This is a genomic window from Nostoc sp. DedQUE08, assembly GCF_034530895.1.
Taxonomy (GTDB): Bacteria; Cyanobacteriota; Cyanobacteriia; order Cyanobacteriales; family Nostocaceae; genus Nostoc.
This window is the reverse complement of the sequence record NZ_JAVRCD010000027.1, coordinates 16,587-31,409: the sequence shown is the minus strand read 5'-3', so window position 1 is coordinate 31,409 and position 14,823 is coordinate 16,587. Positions and strand designations below refer to the sequence as shown.

Genomic DNA, 14,823 nt, shown 5'->3' with positions numbered 1-14,823 from the left:
AGAACCTTTGTGGAACCGTGTGATTTCATCAAATGCCAAAATCAATACATGCAATTGTGCATGAATGTGCTTGAATTCAATTGAAGTTACGGATTACCGTACAAGAACTTGCATATCAATAAGTATAAACTCACAAACGTGCAATTTCAAGTTCAAAAACGCATTTTCAGGAAAATTAATTATGCTAACTGCTGAACGACGACAATTTATCTTAGAAATTCTGCGTCGTGATAAAAAGGTACTTTCGACAGAACTTAGTGCTGTTCTCAAGGTTTCTGAGGATACGATTCGCCGGGATTTGCGAGAACTGGCACAAACCGGACTATTGCAACGCGTTCATGGGGGAGCGCTCCTGAAATCTCCAGCCACCGCTAGTTATGCCGATCGCCAAAAGCAAGCGCCAAAAGAAAAGGAAGCGATCGCTCGGACAGCAGCAAAATTAGTTAGTACAGGACAGGTGGTGATTTTAGATGGAGGTACAACAACTCTCCAAGTAACCCGTCATTTGCCCCTAGATTTGCACGCAACAGTGATCACAAATAGTCCGCCAATAGCAGTTGCTTTAGCAGAACATCCCCATATAGAAGTTGTGATGTTAGGTGGACAACTCTACAAAAAAGCCTTGGTGAACGTGGGTACTGTCACAATTGAGACATTACGGATGATTCGTGCAGATTTGTGCATGTTGGGAGTTTGCAGTTTGCATCCAGAAGTTGGGATTAGTGTACCTAACCTAGACGAAGCCCACGTCAAACGAGCGATGATTGCTGGATCGGCTGAGGTAGTCGGATTAGTCACAGCAGAAAAACTAGACACGGCTGCTCCTTATCTCGTGGAGTCCATTCATGCCCTGACTTACCTAGTAACAGCACCGACAGTATCTAATAATATGCTGAGTGCCTACAAAGCTTTAGGTTTAACAATTATACGTGACGAGTACGAGTGAGCTGATGAAGGCAGATGCGATCGCAGGGAACTGGGGATTGGGGAGACAAGGAAGACAAGGAAAATAATTCCTCACTTCTAACTCCTAACTCAGCACTCAGAACTGTTTTGCCCAATGCCCAATGCCCAATGCCCAAATCTAAAATCTATCCGTTTCCTGAGGTGTTCCAACTGCTCCCGGTTGAGCGTTGAAGAAGTTTTGAGCCGCTTCATTCTGATATATACATCTAATATCAGGTTTGTCACTGTCCAAGTTACCTGTAAAGCCAAAGGTGTTCAGGCGATTTTTGCAATCTCTTACCTGATCGGATGTCACTAACTTACGTTGCTCTAAAAGCGCCCAGTTATTTTGTCGGAGAACGCATCCAGGACGCATAGTGGGCTGGGAAACATAGACATTAAAGGGGCTGAGAGTAACGAACAATCTAGCGTCCATTACCATTGCACTGGCTCCATACTGCACACAAATTTCAGGGTTTGGTGCTTTGGTGTCAATGAAGTCACGGGAAGCCACATTTGCTGGGGACAATGTGGCTGTAGAACTAAAAGCAATGCCAATCCCAATTCCCAAAATCAACACCCCTCCCATAATTGCGATGGTGGTGAAGTTAAATAGAGGGGATTGGAAAATAGAGGGTTTAGAAGTAGTAGCCGATCTACCAGTAGATTTACGTTTCATTGTTGCTTAATCACCTTCACGCCGATTTGGGAGGGAGTAGTCTAAAGTTTTTTCTCCCTCTTTCAGTATGCCTATTCTTGACTGTAATTGCCTGTGATTTTCTCTGCGATATTCTTGTTAAATGAGAAAAATACTATTTTATCTAGATATTGGAACAAAATTTTAATACTTTTAATTGTTATCAGATATAGCTATTTACTTTCACAATTGATATAGTCAGAATGCTTAAACTATCTAACTTTTGTTGTTAATTATTCAATTTTTCGGATGAGATATTTTTGTTTCCCCTAATAGTACGCCAAGGGAACTTGGCGGGGTAAAGGTTAAAGGGGAAGTGGGAAAGGGTTTAAATCCCTTACCCGTTTTCCCTTTCCCCTTTCCCCAGTCCTCACAAGCGCATTTTTGGGTTCGCAGACTACTAGTAATTGATGTGTAAAACAATGTAAATTAAGATTTAATGAAATTTTCATAACTAATTGAAAGCAAGTGACATCTCAAAGAGCACTACCTTCGGGCAAGAGGTTCAATTCGCAACTTCAAATCTTCCTGGCTGATAGTCTGACTATTTTTTGGGGAGATTGGCTAGATTTACGCGTGAGAATTTTACCAGTTGCTGCATCAGGTTTAATATCGCCACTGATATATATTTTAGCTTTTGGCTTGGGTTTAGGTAGTTCCATCAAACCCGGTTCGGGAATTAGTGGTAACTATGACAACTATTTGGAATTTATATTACCGGGAATGGTGGCGCTGTCGTCGATGACAGTTAGCTTTGCTGGAACGACATTTTCAATTTGTGGAGACAGATTATTTACCAAAACCTTTGAGGAATTGTTGTTAACTCCCATAAATCCCTTAGCGCTGTACATTGGTAAAATGCTGGCGGGAGTCGTGCGGGGTTTGATGACTTCCGGTTCCGTGATTTTGGTAGCGTTGCTCTTAAGTGGAAACTGGAATTTTGTCAACCCACTGTTTTTACTGTTAGTGGTGCTCAATTGTGCGGTATTTGCTGGATTAGGAGTGATTGTAGGGTTGAGTGTGCGATCGCTCGAATCAGTTGGACTCTACAATAACTTTATTATTATCCCCATGTCATTCTTAGGGGCAACCTTCTTTGACCCTGGTACATTACCGGCAGCCCTTAAAGTCGTAGTTTACCTGTTACCGTTAACCTACGCCAGCATCGGACTGCGTGCAGCTGCCCATTTACCCTTGTCTCAGTTTCCTTGGTACAGCATACCGATTTTGTTGGTGGTTGCGATCGCTCTTTCTCTCTGGGGTGGTTATAAATTTGCTCATCAGCAAGATTAAAGTAATTCGTAATTCGTAATTCGTAAAAGCATTGATTACAACCTGTGCTTTAACTGTTGAATTTTCTGTAAAACTTTTTCCCGATGCTGCGTTAGCTTGATCCATCGGGGTAGGCGACTGGCAAGACTGCCATTGTGCCAGCCTAATGACTCATCTGGCAAGCGTTCTCGCAACCTTGATTGAACATAGCTTTCCAGGAAGTTCAAATGAGCTTCATTATATGCCCATAGCAACTGACCGCAACAAGAGATTTGTAGCCACAAGGGCAAGCCAAAAAAATGGTCTAATATTCCATAGCGAGAATTTCTTTTATGCCTGTAATTGTTCTGCAACAATAGCAGTGCAGATTTTCGTTTAGCAGCATTTGACTGTTGTTTTGTATAGCTACAGTGCTGACAGGTAATTCTTTTCATGGAACTGAGACTTGATTGCTCAGAGTTTACAGTCAATACCTTGGCAATGCGATTGCATTGGGGACAACATACTAAAATTTCTTGCTCAAAATCAGAAAGCCGTTTGCCATAGTCTCTAAATCTTATAACCATTTCATCTCAAACCTGCTATGTTGTAGCGTCCCGTTAAGACAGCAATGAACCACAGTTCATCAAAAGTCAGGATAATTACTTATGCTTCACATCTTGTCTAATCTGTCAATGCATAAGTTCTAATTTGGATTTTTTATAAAGATTGCGTGAAATTACTAGTTATCATGATAAAGCATTACAAGAATTGCTTTATAAATCAACCTATGAGTAAATATCAACTCAGTAAACAGGCACACCTTAACCACTATTTATCTAGCAAGTAGATGCGGTTGAAAAGTGAGTTTTTGCTGTTTGATTTAACTCACACGTTATAGCATTCTGTTAAGAAATATCAGAAGGACACAAATATGACTAGAATTGCCACAAAAATAGCCTTGTCTGCTCTAGGAGCAGCAGGAATTAGTTTTTTGTCTTCGACACCAGCAAGAGCCGTCATTTTTGTAGAACCCATTGTGACGACTAAAAATCAAGCCATACTCGATATCAAAAAACCAAGAACCCTTACAGGGTTTCTACCAGGAGAAGTAATAGAATATGGTGTTCCAGATGTAGCTAATAACTTTGTAAATGCTACCGGATACGATATAAATAGCTTGGTCTTTGATTTAAAAACGCTGTCCTATAGTAATCCGAATTCTACTCCACCATTTGATAATGAACCAGTCGAGTGGGGAGATGTTAATGGAGATGGGAAGATTGGTTCCTCTGTTAACCCCGATCTTAAGGACGTTTTTAAAGACATTACTATCAAGGGTAGTACTGTCACTTTTAGTGGTGGCGTAATCCCTAATGGAAGCCTATTTTACAATCCATTCGCTAGCCTACCTAATCTAGCGCCAGGTGCTGGAATCATTCCACCAATTCCAGCAGATCAAGAAGATAAAGACGGGCCCATCAGAGTGGCTTCTTATTACACCGCTGTTCCTGAATCAACTAACGTTTTGGGTGTACTGGTTTTTGGCGCTTTAGGCGTAGCTTTCAAATTAAAGCGATCGCTCTGTTAAGAGGACTGGGGGGAGCAGGGAGCAGGGGAGCAGAGGGGCAGGGGAGCAGAGGAAGCAGGGGAAGCAGGGGCAGAAGAATTATTGATTATTACCCAATGCCCAATGCCCAATGCCCAATGCCCTCATTCTGTAATTAACTCACGATACACTGTCATTGTTTCCTGATGGACGCGGGCAACACTCAGCCTATCTAAGTTTTTCTTTGCCCGCTGTTTCCACTCTTGCAGCATCTCGGTATTACTCAGTAATTGCACTAAAACCCCAGCTAAAGCATGACTATCTTTTGCTGGCACTAAAAGACCTGCTCGCCCGTTGTCTAAAGCTTCAGGAATCCCGTCTACCTGAGTGCCGACGATCGCGGTTCCAGTTTCTCTAGCTTCCGAAAGCACCAAAGGGCACGGGTCACGGTGAGAAGCCAGCACAAATATGTCACAAGATATCAAATAGCGTTGAGGTTCTGGTTGGAAGCCTTCAAAATGAATGCGTTCTTTTACAGAAGTTGCTTGTACCTGTGCCTCAAATAGCTGTTTATCAGGGCCGTTTCCTACCAAATAAAGATGGGCTTGGGGAAAATCTGAGGCAATTTGTTCAAAGGCAGCAATTAACTCAGCAATTCCTTTGCGTTGATACATCCCGGCGACAGTGGCGATCGCTGGATGCTGTAATGGTAAAGGTTGATAATCTTGTATTTGTCGGGTGCGAGGACTGCCTAAAGTGCCATTACATACCACTCGCAACTTGTTTTCTGGAATACCACGCCTAATCATAGAATCACATACAGCCTGACTGACAGCAATTACTCTGTCAGCTAAACCCATCAGCAAGCTAGCACGCTGAAATTCATTGTGGACTGTAGAAACTAAAGCATATTTGCGTCCCTTAAAAATGCGTGCTAATATTACCGCCGTCATCATGTGAGCATGAACAATATCCGGCTGAAATTGAGCTGCGATCGCTCGGTAACGTATAGCTGCTTTAATCGTATTTAGCGGTTTCCTGCTTTGGTCTAAGTGGTAATGTTTGACACCACAAATATCTAGTAAAGCCTCGTATTCTCCACCAGCAGAAACAACCGCGACTTCATAACCAGATTTTGCCTGTAGACAAGCCAGATCCACAGCCACATTCACAATACCGTTACCTATTTCTTGAATGTGGTTCAAAATATGTATGATTCGCATAATCTTTGAGACGTGTATAAAAAATAAAGATAAGTAACTGAATAGAAATCAACATAATTATTGAGGTCTTCAGCGACAACTAAAAAGTAGTCAGTAGTGCGTAAAATTGACCACTTTCTACTGATTAAGAGCGCTTCTAACCAGTTACTTAGCTTAAAGACTTATTCAGTAACGGCTCAATAAATCGGGGTAAAACTCCAAAATTCTGAAGGCTGAATCTGCTATTTAAAGTTGCTATAACCTTATTTTCTATTTCTTAATACTCTGGTATCGAACTCTAGTACCCCACAGCAGATTATATAAATTCCATTTCACACAGCAGTCAAAACAGAGAATAAAAAACTGGCAGCAATCCCGTAAGTGATGGCTACCTACTATTTGCCCAATCGGGTATTTCTACACAAGTTAATTATAATTACGGTAAGAGTGATTACACTACCACATTGGCAACTTTGAAGAATTTCACAGCTACCGATCTGGTAATTGGTAGTAACGTCCTCATCTAGTACTGAGAGTTCGACTGGGCGCTCATGGGCAAGTCCACCAGTGGCACAGAATCTAATTCTAAATTTTGAAGACTGGCGCTTTTATTCTGGGCATTTTGCCAGACATCATAGTACAACTCAATCAATACAAGTTTACGAACCTGAGAATTGTTTCCCTGAGAGCGGCGTGATGAAATAGCAGTTAGCAAAAACTTCCAAGACCGAGGAGAAAGTATAGATGGATCTATCATGGAAAGAAAACTCTTGAGATTTTTTTGCTTCAGTGCAACTAAAATCCAATGGAGTCTTAGGTAATTTTTTATATCCTGAAAGACAGGAATCTTTGAGCGATGTTGCTCATTTACCAAAGCGTAAATTTTTTCCTTCATTAAAATATTTGTCGCCAACCGCCGAGACAAAGAAAACTTCTGATTATACGCACCCGGCCAAATAGTGCGGTAAGCAAGACACTGATTGAAGAAAATAGCATCGCCAAACTGAGCAATCCGAATCCAGGAATCGATGTCATCACAGTTAGCATCGAGTGTGGAGTCCCAACCACCACTTTGTAGAAAAGCATCACGTCGACAAGCTACTTGTACAGGTGTGCCAAAGGGTACAAGCTCTAAAAGCATCCCATAGTGAATATCGGCTTGGGGGATATAAAAAGCTAAACCGGGGCCAACTTGGGGGGTGCGAGAGAGTTCAACTTGATTGCCATCCACCTGAGCCGCCACACAAGAGCAGATTACAGCATCAAGACGAAGTGCGATCGCCTTTGCCATCTCTTCTATGCAGTTGGGCGCTAAATAGTCATCATCATCTAAAAACTTAATCCAGTCGCCGCTAGCTTTGGCAACTCCAGCATTTACCGTTGCTGCATGACCAAGGTTTACTTCGTTACGATGGTAAACAACCTTATCCCCTAAGCTTTTGAGATAGGTTTGGGTGTCATCATCAGAACAATCGTCAGCAACAACTACCTCGCACTCAATTGTTTGGTTACGAGCCGAATCAATTGCTCTTTTCAGCAAATTCAAGCGATTATAGGTACTGATGACGATGCTAAATTTCATAAATTTTTCCTTTGTAGTACGGCATTCTGCAATATAGCTTCGATCTTTAAGCTGTTGTATCAGTACAATTATCAATCCTAACAAGTAGACTGAAATAGGATTATCGATTTATCATTGATGATCGTGAGTTTTTTTAAGCAGACAGAAAGACTATGAACGCTCAAGAGATTATCCGCTCCATTGAAGCGGAACAGATAAAATCGAATGTGCCCGACATTTATGTGGGCGACACTGTAAAAGTGGGAGTGAAAATCAAGGAAGGCGAAAAATACCGCGTGCAACCCTATGAGGGAGTTGTGATTGCCAAGCGCAACGGCGGCATCAACGAAACTATTACAGTTCGTAAGGTTTTTCAAGGCGTGGGCGTTGAGCGGGTATTTCTGTTGCATTCTCCCCGGATTGACAGCATTAAGGTGTTACGTCGCGGTAAAGTCCGCCGTGCTAAACTGTATTATCTCCGCGATCGCGTAGGTAAAGCAACCCGAATCAAGCAACGGTTTGACCGCCCTTTGTGATTCGGACTGCAAAAGTATGGGAGAAATCTCAAGCTGCAAGCGGCATCTGCCGCTGACTTGTTTTCCCGACACAATTAAGGTATGATATAAATCGCATATTGCGTTAAACTGAAATTTAGTTCAGCGCAATCACTGAATAAAAAACAGCTTGTGCGCTCTTAGTTCAGTTGGTAGAACGCAGGTCTCCAAAACCTGATGTCGGGGGTTCAAGTCCTCCAGGGCGCGCTCAAGAGCAAAAAAACAAAGCCCGAAATAATTACGCAACTGCTAATATAGCAGTTAGCGCTAATAATTTCGGGTAAACTTATTGTATTTGCAGTTGTTTTACTGACAGTAAGTGAAATAGAGTCGAAACTGCAAAACCTAGATGACAATTAAACAGGATCTAGTATAAGAAACGGGGGATAAACGGTCGTGGCCAAAAAAAGTGAAGCAGAATTGCCAGAAACCGCAAATGGGTTTAGCTTTGGCAACTTCATACAGGGAACCAAAGAAGAGCTTGAAAAAGTAGTTTGGCCCAGTCGGAAACAGATAGTGAGCGAATCCGCCGCTGTGTTGTTAATGGTGGCACTCTCCGCATCTTTGATATACTTGGTCGATGGATTGTTTGCTTGGGCAGCAAAACAGGTGTTCTAATGAGTTTTGCAACAGATGAACCACGCAACTCAATGTTGCAGTCAGAAGAAACAGCAGAAGCAGAAGCAGCAGAAGCAGCGTCAAAAGAAGCACGCTGGTATGCAGTACAAGTAGCTTCAGGCTGTGAGAAGCGTGTAAAGACTAACTTAGAGCAACGCATTCAAACTTTTGATGTCGCTGACAAAATTATCCAAGTAGAAATTCCGCAGACGCCAGCGGTGAAAATCCGCAAAGATGGCAGTCGCCAGCATACAGAAGAAAAAGTTTTCCCTGGCTATGTGCTGGTGCGGATGATGATGGATGATGATACTTGGCAGGTGGTACGCAACACCTCTCATGTAATTAACTTTGTCGGTTCAGAACAAAAACGTGGTAGCAGCAAGGGTCGCGGTCATGTCAACCCCATACCACTAAGTTCTTCAGAAGTTGAACGTATATTCAAACAAACCAGCGAACAAGAAGCTGTTGTCAAAATTGACATGGCTACTGGTGATAAGATAATGGTGCTTTCTGGTCCATTTAAAGACTTTGAAGGCGAGGTAATTGAAGTCTCTCCAGAACGGAGTAAACTTAAAGCCTTGCTCTCAATTTTCGGCAGGGATACACCAGTAGAATTGGAATTTAATCAGGTAGAGAAACAGAGTTAAATACAAATGGCGAAGAAAGTAGTGGCGGTCATTAAACTGGCCCTGAATGCTGGAAAAGCCAACCCAGCACCGCCAGTTGGTCCCGCCTTGGGTCAACATGGTGTCAACATCATGATGTTTTGTAAAGAGTACAACGCCAAAACAGCAGACCAAGCTGGAATGGTGATACCTGTAGAAATTTCGGTTTTTGAAGACCGGAGTTTTACATTCGTACTCAAAACGCCACCCGCATCAGTACTGATTCGGAAGGCGGCGAAAGTTGAAAAAGGCTCAAATGAACCCAACAAAAAGAAAGTTGGGTCAATAACCAAAGCACAATTGCAAGAGATAGCCCAAACCAAACTCCCCGACCTCAATGCCAACGATATCGACGCGGCAATGAAGATTGTGGCAGGAACGGCTAAAAATATGGGTGTAACAGTTACGGATTAGTCATTGGTCATTGGTCATTAGTCATTAGAAAAAATCAACAAATCACAAATGACAAAGGACAAATGACAAAAGACAAATAACTAAAAATTATCGGGGGAGAGGCGAGGCTTCGGAATTACCCCAGGAGAACAAATGCCAAAAATATCGCGTCGTTTGCAGGGTCTGCAAGCAAAAGTAGAAGAAAAAGATTATCAACCCCTAGAGGCTTTAGCCCTTCTTAAAGACACAGCAACAGCTAAATTTACCGAAGCTGCTGAAGCGCATATCCGGTTGGGAATTGACCCCAAGTATACAGACCAACAGTTGCGGACAACGGTAGCACTGCCTAAAGGTACAGGACAAATCGTCCGCGTGGCGGTGATAGCCAGAGGAGAAAAGGTCAACGAAGCAAGCAACGCTGGTGCTGATATAGTTGGATCGGAAGAACTGATTGACGAAATCCAGAAAGGTAGAATGGATTTTGACAAGCTGATTGCCACGCCCGATGTGATGCCACAGGTGGCAAAGCTGGGTAAGTTGCTTGGGCCGCGTGGTTTGATGCCATCGCCCAAGGGTGGAACCGTAACATTTGATATCGGAAGTGCGATCGCAGAATTCAAAGCAGGTAAATTAGAATTCCGGGCCGATCGAACTGGTATTGTCCATGTTATGTTTGGTAAGACAACCTTCTCGCCTGAAGATTTGTTAGTCAACCTGAAGGCATTGCAGGAGACAATTGACCGTAACCGTCCTTCAGGAGCTAAAGGCCGTTATTGGCGCACATTTTATGTGTCAGCCACAATGGGGCCATCAATTAAAGTTGATATCAGTGCCCTAAGAGATTTGAAACTGAGCCAAGCAAGTTAATTTTTAGTCATTAGTCATTTGTAAAGGCAAAGGACAAATGACAAAGGACAAATGACAAAATTAAATAAGCAAAGCCGGAGACAGCAGGTGCTAACAGCTTAAATATCCTGCCGAGGTTAAAACTCTAATTGTCAGAATTACCACCCATAAAGGTGTGATAACTATGGCATCACGAGTCTTACTACTCAACCCCGGCTAACTTAGCCGGGGTTTGTTGTTTGGATTCAGGTTGAGAAAAAACACACAACTAGGGCACTTCCCCGATTGTTTTAAGGAGGTGAGATTGGAATGGGTAGAACAGTAGAAGATAAAAAAGAAATAGTTGCTGACCTCAAAGAAACTTTGAGTGAGTCAACTCTGGCACTGGTAATTGACTATCAGGGGCTAACAGTTTCGGAAATTACAGACTTACGGCGGCGGTTACGTCCCAGTGGCACTGTTTGTAAGGTGACAAAGAACACCTTAATGGGCATTGCTATCAAAGACGATGAAAAATGGCAGCCTTTATCGGAATTGCTCAATGGTTCTTCCGCCTTTTTGCTGGTAAAAGATGATTTTTCATCGGCAATTAAGGCATACCAAGAATTCCAAAAAGTCACCAAGAAGACAGAACTTCGCGGTGGTGTACTGGAAGGTCGCCTACTCAAAGAACCTGATGTCAAGGTACTAGGAGACTTGCCATCTAAGGAACAACTCATCGCACAAATTGCTGGGGCTATCAATTCCTTGGCTACCAAGATTGCTGTGGGTATCAACGAAGTTCCTGGTTCGCTGGCTCGTGCTTTGCAGGCTGTGGCCGACCAAGAGCAAAGTGGTGGTAGTACTGAAACTGCTGCTGTGCAAGATAGCGGCACCGAAAGCACTGCTGAAGGTGATAGTAGCACTGAAACTGCTGCTGAATAGACTTCGTGGTTCATCAGTCAAAAGTCAAAAGTCTGTAGTTAAAGACTAATGACCTATGACAAATAAATAATCAAAATTACAGGAGTTATATCAATGTCTGCTACAACCGATAACATTTTAGAACAACTAAAAACTCTTTCTTTGCTGGAAGCTTCTGAATTAGTCAAGCAAATTGAAGAAGCTTTTGGTGTAAGTGCTGCTGCACCTGTTGGCGTAGCGTTTGCAGGGCCTGGTGCTGCTGCTGCTCCTGCTGAAGAAGCTGTTGAGCAAACTGAGTTTGAAGTCATTCTCGAATCAGTCCCAGCTGATAAGAAGATTGCCGTACTGAAAATTGTCCGCGAATTGACAGGTTTGGGTCTGAAAGAAGCTAAAGACTTGGTGGAAGCTGCGCCCAAGGCAGTTAAAGAAGGTGTTGCTAAGGATGCCGCTGAAGATGCTAAGAAGCGCATCGAAGAAGCTGGCGGTAAGGTGACTGTTAAGTAGTCACAATTCTATTACCAGTTTTTTAATTAAGGAGCCTAACTTAGGCTCCTTTTTTTATCGTATAATCTTATATTGCAGATAAAAATAGTATTAAGTATTACAACGCTAATTTGTTGTTAAAAAAGCAAGGGTTAGATTAAGTTGGGTTGATTTGCTTTCTTACCCATTGACGAAATGCCCTAAGCGTTGGGCTTCTACCTAAAGTTCGGCTTTGTTCGACAAACCGGGGAATTTCTTCAACAGTGGGCAAGTTGGGAAAAATAGAACTAATTTCAGACTCAATGTATTTGCCATCCTGAAGAATATTAATTTGTAGCTTGCCATTTTCATATCGCCACAGTTCAGGAAATCGCAATGCTTCGTAAGCATCTAGTTGAGTTTTAGAAGTAACATCAACTTCAATTGCTAAGTCAGGTGGCGGGTCAACCCTCAAGTCTATTCGCTCTTTACCAATCATTTGAGCATGATTTTGAATGTAGAAAGAGTCATCAGGCTCTACACTAAAAGCCATATCTTCACGCTTGAAAGTGGTTGAGCCAAATGTTTCACAGTCAATTTCTAACTCTTCCAAAAGAATTTTTACCAAATCTCCAATGATGATTTTGGCTTTCTCATGCTTTGGTAATGGCATTCTCATCTCCAAAGTTCCCTGGCTGTAAGCTAATCGAGTAGCTCGATGGTCGCCAAGTTCTGCTAAAATCGCCTCAAATTCTTGCCAGCTAATATCCTGGAGTATTACTCTATGTCCTGGCGGAACACTTAATTGTTGTAATTGAAGTGTTACCATTGTTCTTCACCTAATCGTATTTGTATTTTACCTTCATCACATATTTAGTATTACCTTTACACCCAATTGTTACGTCAACACCTTCTAGACCGTTTATACTCACTCCTGTAGCAACATCACGACTCATTTCGATCTCCATTTCTGAAACTTTTTGTTTACGACCTTCCTCAATGATTTTTCTGATATTTTCACTATCATCTTGTGAAAGATTACCTGGTGAATTTATTTTATCTACTAAGTTATTAAATAAGTTTATCAAAAAATAATTTGGCCAATTAAAAATATTGATTGCTATATCTAAGGCTCTAATTCCTGATTTAATCTCTATTATTTCAAGTTTTTTATTCTTGTCGTTGTAAAACACAAACATAATAAGTATATGGAAATTTCCATCGCAAGATGTATATTATAGTTTACCCAAACTATAATATACATCTTGCACTCTTCTTTACGTCTTTGCGACCACAGTCGCTAATAAGAAAATCCATAAAACCCCACTCCCTCAGCTTTGCGTAAGATAAATCTGTGCTCGCAATACTATTACAAAACAATGCATAATATAATGCATTTATGCTAAATGCCAGTATTTGTACTGTTTACTAGCATGATTTTTTTAAATATGAATAGTAACATCAATCTCTATTTTGGTATTTATGAGTGTTCTTATGAAAAATAAACAGTTTTTTATTCTCTATGATTTGATAGACACAGAAAACCGTAGTGAAGATTATAAGCAAATTGAACAAGAGTTAATCAGGGCTGATGCTGGTGCTGAGAAAGTTTTGAAAAATGTATGGTGGATTAGTATGTCAGAAGATGAAGATGTTGAAAGTCTCCATAGGCAATTTAAAGAATTTTTTACTTGTGACGATAAGCTTCTTATCGTAGAGTCCTCTGCTGCCTATGGAAATACTATTAAGAATCCCAGTGCTCATTTGTTGAAGCGTATATATTTTTTAAGCGATGTCTCGCAACGCTGAGTTAGCAATCGCAATATTACTATAAATTAATACACAATTTAAATTGTACATCATGTAACATTTAAATTGTGTCGAGCAAAATTCGTAAGCAGATTTATATTGAACCACGTCAAGAATATCTGCGAGAAGCGATCGCCTAACAAGCGGGTGTAAGTGAAGCAAAGATTATTTGCCAAGCCATTAACCTGAGAAAAAAATTTTAGGGCTTTGAGGTTCCTGTTTCTGGCTGGATCATAATAGGTACACTGCCTTTTTCAGAACCAATAATTACCAGCTTAGAATTATTGGATTGAGCTAGCTTTTCTGTAGCTTCAATCGCTCGTAATTGCAGCACTTGGTTGCTAAGTCCACCTGAGATAATTTTTTGGGAATCAGCTATACCTCGCGCTTCAATCAGCTTTCGTTCTGCCTCTTGACGCTCTTTCTCTAAAACAAATTTCATCTGCTGATTTTCTTGCTCTGTCTTCAGTTTGTTTTGAATTGCAGCTTGTAGAGTATCAGGCATTTTGATGTTTCGTAAAAGAGCTTCCTCAACGATGAAACCCAAAGCTGGTAGCTCTTGGGTAAGTTGTTGGTCAATTTTTTGGGCGATTTCTTGGCGTTTGGTAGAGTAAATAGCATTGGCTGGGTAGTTTGCCGTGATGGCGCGGACAGTAGAGCGGAATCTGGAAATCACCAGTTGTGTTTCATCAGTTCCAATTGTTTTATATACTGTAGCTGCCTTTTGTGGATCGAGCTTGTACTGAAGACTGACATCAAGATTTAGGCTCAAACCTTCTTGGGATGTTGCATCTACATTTTCCTTTATATCCTTAAGGCGAGTAGAAAAATTCAGCACCTTGCTAAAGGGGTTAAGCAAGTGGACACCAGGATTAAGAGTAGTTTCGGAAACGTCACCAAAGAAATTGACGACACCGACATTACCAGGTGGGACGATCGCCAAAAGCCTAGAAAAAGAATTCAGTACTGCAATACTGCCAATTAATATCATAATTGTGCGTATTGCTAAACGTGACCTTTCACTAGATATTTTATCTGTATTGAGATAGACGAGAATTGCAATTAGGCTAGTTACAAGAGAGACTATAAAGCCCATGAGTTTTTTCTGTGTAGTTAAGACGAATATGCTTAATCACATAATTCCCAAATGCTTTTATGAAATTCATATCATTTCACACAAGTTAGAGGTTTATGAATTCTTTTATAGATTGAAAAAGATTCCCGACTTTTCTCAGAAATCAGGAATCTTAGCTTTGAAGCGATGCCTGCGGCGGGCATACGCTACTTTACAATTAATTCAAAATCAAAAATTATACCAATTCAATTAATGATTGCAACACATCTTTGGGTAAAGACGGGATGAATCGC

The 14,823-nt window shown here is 41.3% G+C and carries 18 protein-coding genes, 1 tRNA gene and 1 other annotated feature; of the genes, 12 read left to right on the top strand and 7 right to left on the bottom strand.

Annotated elements, in window-relative coordinates:
• Nucleotides 1-181: 181 nt before the first annotated feature.
• A complete protein-coding gene (locus RMY64_RS18825) occupies nucleotides 182-946 on the top strand; it encodes a DeoR/GlpR family DNA-binding transcription regulator (protein WP_322686269.1) in 765 nt (254 codons plus the stop codon).
• 138 nt (nucleotides 947-1,084) lie between these two features.
• On the opposite strand, the gene RMY64_RS18820 is transcribed toward RMY64_RS18825, so the two are convergent.
• Complete coding sequence (locus tag RMY64_RS18820) at nucleotides 1,085-1,624, bottom strand: DUF3172 domain-containing protein (protein ID WP_322671084.1); 540 nt, start codon at nucleotides 1,622-1,624, stop codon at nucleotides 1,085-1,087.
• A gap of 486 nt (nucleotides 1,625-2,110) precedes the next feature.
• Here RMY64_RS18820 and RMY64_RS18815 point away from each other — a divergent pair, with 486 nt between their 5' ends.
• Nucleotides 2,111-2,935, top strand: a complete 825-nt coding sequence (locus tag RMY64_RS18815) for an ABC transporter permease (protein WP_322700811.1) — start codon at nucleotides 2,111-2,113, stop codon at nucleotides 2,933-2,935.
• A gap of 35 nt (nucleotides 2,936-2,970) precedes the next feature.
• Here the strand turns inward: RMY64_RS18815 and RMY64_RS18810 are convergent, their stop codons facing one another.
• A complete protein-coding gene (locus RMY64_RS18810) occupies nucleotides 2,971-3,480 on the bottom strand; it encodes a hypothetical protein (RefSeq protein ID WP_322671082.1) in 510 nt (169 codons plus the stop codon).
• 347 nt (nucleotides 3,481-3,827) lie between these two features.
• Between RMY64_RS18810 and RMY64_RS18805 the strand changes: the two genes are divergently transcribed.
• Nucleotides 3,828-4,484 (top strand): hypothetical protein, encoded by a 657-nt coding sequence (locus RMY64_RS18805; protein WP_322686266.1) that lies wholly within the window; start codon nucleotides 3,828-3,830, stop codon nucleotides 4,482-4,484.
• Between the two features lie 122 nt (nucleotides 4,485-4,606).
• Here the strand turns inward: RMY64_RS18805 and RMY64_RS18800 are convergent, their stop codons facing one another.
• Both RMY64_RS18800 and RMY64_RS18795 read right to left on the bottom strand, forming a co-directional pair.
• The gene (locus RMY64_RS18800) at nucleotides 4,607-5,665 is read right to left on the bottom strand and encodes a glycosyltransferase family 4 protein (protein ID WP_322700810.1); all 1,059 of its coding nucleotides are present in this window, start codon (nucleotides 5,663-5,665) and stop codon (nucleotides 4,607-4,609) included.
• 502 nt (nucleotides 5,666-6,167) lie between these two features.
• Nucleotides 6,168-7,226 carry a glycosyltransferase family 2 protein gene (locus tag RMY64_RS18795; RefSeq protein ID WP_322671079.1) on the bottom strand — a complete coding sequence of 353 codons (1,059 nt, stop codon included), beginning with the start codon at nucleotides 7,224-7,226 and terminating at the stop codon, nucleotides 6,168-6,170.
• Between the two features lie 152 nt (nucleotides 7,227-7,378).
• Between RMY64_RS18795 and rplS the strand changes: the two genes are divergently transcribed.
• The 8 genes from rplS (at nucleotide 7,379) to rplL (ending at nucleotide 11,688) form a co-directional block, all read left to right on the top strand.
• Nucleotides 7,379-7,741: a 50S ribosomal protein L19 gene (gene rplS, locus RMY64_RS18790; protein WP_322671078.1), complete on the top strand. Its 363-nt coding sequence runs from the start codon at nucleotides 7,379-7,381 to the stop codon at nucleotides 7,739-7,741.
• 152 nt (nucleotides 7,742-7,893) lie between these two features.
• Nucleotides 7,894-7,966 (top strand) — tRNA-Trp (locus RMY64_RS18785).
• 189 nt (nucleotides 7,967-8,155) lie between these two features.
• Nucleotides 8,156-8,377, top strand: a complete 222-nt coding sequence (secE, locus tag RMY64_RS18780; protein ID WP_322671077.1) for a preprotein translocase subunit SecE — start codon at nucleotides 8,156-8,158, stop codon at nucleotides 8,375-8,377.
• Nucleotides 8,377-9,024 carry a transcription termination/antitermination protein NusG gene (gene nusG / locus RMY64_RS18775; protein ID WP_322671076.1) on the top strand — a complete coding sequence of 216 codons (648 nt, stop codon included), beginning with the start codon at nucleotides 8,377-8,379 and terminating at the stop codon, nucleotides 9,022-9,024. Before secE ends, nusG begins: the two co-directional genes overlap by 1 nt.
• Nucleotides 9,025-9,030: 6 nt before the next feature.
• On the top strand, nucleotides 9,031-9,456 hold the full coding sequence (rplK, locus tag RMY64_RS18770; RefSeq protein ID WP_094348918.1) for a 50S ribosomal protein L11: 426 nt from the start codon (nucleotides 9,031-9,033) through the stop codon (nucleotides 9,454-9,456).
• 132 nt (nucleotides 9,457-9,588) lie between these two features.
• Nucleotides 9,589-10,302, top strand: coding sequence for a 50S ribosomal protein L1 (gene rplA, locus RMY64_RS18765; protein WP_322671075.1), 714 nt, complete (start codon nucleotides 9,589-9,591; stop codon nucleotides 10,300-10,302).
• A gap of 56 nt (nucleotides 10,303-10,358) precedes the next feature.
• Nucleotides 10,359-10,527: a sequence feature (ribosomal protein L10 leader region), on the top strand.
• A 63-nt stretch (nucleotides 10,528-10,590) separates the two neighbouring features.
• Nucleotides 10,591-11,205, top strand: a complete 615-nt coding sequence (gene rplJ / locus RMY64_RS18760; RefSeq protein ID WP_322686263.1) for a 50S ribosomal protein L10 — start codon at nucleotides 10,591-10,593, stop codon at nucleotides 11,203-11,205.
• 93 nt (nucleotides 11,206-11,298) lie between these two features.
• Nucleotides 11,299-11,688: a 50S ribosomal protein L7/L12 gene (rplL, locus tag RMY64_RS18755; protein WP_322665357.1), complete on the top strand. Its 390-nt coding sequence runs from the start codon at nucleotides 11,299-11,301 to the stop codon at nucleotides 11,686-11,688.
• A 136-nt stretch (nucleotides 11,689-11,824) separates the two neighbouring features.
• Here rplL and RMY64_RS18750 read toward each other — a convergent pair whose 3' ends face one another.
• Entirely contained in the window at nucleotides 11,825-12,475 is a 651-nt protein-coding gene (locus tag RMY64_RS18750) for a Uma2 family endonuclease (protein ID WP_322671073.1), read from the bottom strand.
• Nucleotides 12,476-12,485: 10 nt separating this feature from the next.
• Nucleotides 12,486-12,845, bottom strand: coding sequence for a hypothetical protein (locus tag RMY64_RS18745; RefSeq protein ID WP_322671072.1), 360 nt, complete (start codon nucleotides 12,843-12,845; stop codon nucleotides 12,486-12,488).
• A gap of 295 nt (nucleotides 12,846-13,140) precedes the next feature.
• Here RMY64_RS18745 and RMY64_RS18740 point away from each other — a divergent pair, with 295 nt between their 5' ends.
• Entirely contained in the window at nucleotides 13,141-13,455 is a 315-nt protein-coding gene (locus tag RMY64_RS18740; protein WP_322671071.1) for a hypothetical protein, read from the top strand.
• Between the two features lie 199 nt (nucleotides 13,456-13,654).
• On the opposite strand, the gene RMY64_RS18735 is transcribed toward RMY64_RS18740, so the two are convergent.
• Nucleotides 13,655-14,551, bottom strand: coding sequence for an SPFH domain-containing protein (locus RMY64_RS18735; protein ID WP_322671070.1), 897 nt, complete (start codon nucleotides 14,549-14,551; stop codon nucleotides 13,655-13,657).
• Nucleotides 14,552-14,823 lie beyond the last annotated feature (272 nt).